The sequence below is a fragment of the Streptomyces pathocidini genome (assembly GCF_001418495.1).
Classification (GTDB): domain Bacteria; phylum Actinomycetota; class Actinomycetes; order Streptomycetales; family Streptomycetaceae; genus Streptomyces; species Streptomyces pathocidini.
The window spans coordinates 1-1,028 of record NZ_LIQY01000702.1 but is presented as its reverse complement, the minus strand read 5'-3'; the positions used below and the strand labels follow the sequence as shown (position 1 = coordinate 1,028).

Here is a 1,028-nt window from a genome sequence, read left to right as displayed (position 1 = left end):
CGTGGGCTCGTCCAGGACGAGGGTGTGCGGATCGCCGATCAGGGCCGCGGCCAGGCCGAGTCTGCGGTCCATGCCGAGGGAGAGCGCCCCGAGCCGCTGGTACGCGATGCCACTCAGCCCGACCCGGTCCAGCACCTCGTCGGCCCGTTCCGCGGGAACCCCGGCCGCCGCGGCGAGCATCCGCACGTGGCCACCCACGGTGCGGCCCGGGTGGCCCGGGACGTCGCCGAGCAGCACGCCGACCTCCCGGGCCGGGTGCGGGATGTGGTCCAGCGGCCGGCCCCGGAACAGCGCGGTGCCCCGGCCGGGTTGGAGGTGGAGCATGAGACGCAGGGCCGTCGTCTTTCCTGCACCGGGCGTCCCGAGCAGGGCGGTGACGTGGCCGGCGCGGGCGTCGAAGGTCAGGTCGTCCACGGCGGGAGGCGCACTGCGCCGTGGGGCGCTGGTCAGTCCGATGGCCTGGATCATCGCTTCTCTCGCGGGGACGGCACATCGCCCGGCGGCTGCGGGCATGCCCCGGGGACCAGAGGCACCGGAGAAAGATAGCGCGGTATGTCCTATTTTCTGGGGCAGCGCGCGGCGCGCGGCCGCCGACCGAGTGCCGTCGCCCGCCCTCCCCGGAGGTCCCTCAGACTTCGGGACGGAGCATGGGTGGGTTGAGGAGGGTCGCGCCGCCCGCGCGGAACAGCTGGGCGGGGCGGCCGCCCTGACGGGTCGTCGTGCCTCCGGTCGGCACCAGGAACCCGGGCGTGCCGGTGACCTTGCGGTGGAAGTTCCGCGGATCCAGGACGACTCCCCAGACGGCCTCGTAGACCCGGCGCAGCTCGCCGACGGTGAACTCCTGCGGGCAGAAGGCCGTGGCCAGCGAGGAGTACTCGATTTTGGAGCGGGCGCGCTCGACGCCGTCCGAGAGGATCCGGGCGTGGTCGAAGGCGAGCGGGGCATGTTGCTCTCCGCCCCGGCCGAAACCTCCTTCCTGGCCGAGCAGCTCCCCCACCGGCGCCCAGCGGGCGCTGTGCGCGTCGCCT

At 74.2% G+C, this 1,028-nt stretch carries 2 protein-coding genes; both read right to left on the bottom strand.

The features are described 5' to 3' along the window. Positions 1–468 (bottom strand): ATP-binding cassette domain-containing protein (locus AOK16_RS24625; protein ID WP_157859346.1); only part of this gene is annotated, 468 nt, incomplete at its 3' end. Positions 469–628: 160 nt separating this feature from the next. Then, on the bottom strand, positions 629–1,028 hold a 400-nt coding region (locus tag AOK16_RS24620), incomplete at its 5' end, for an NrtR DNA-binding winged helix domain-containing protein (protein ID WP_420865404.1).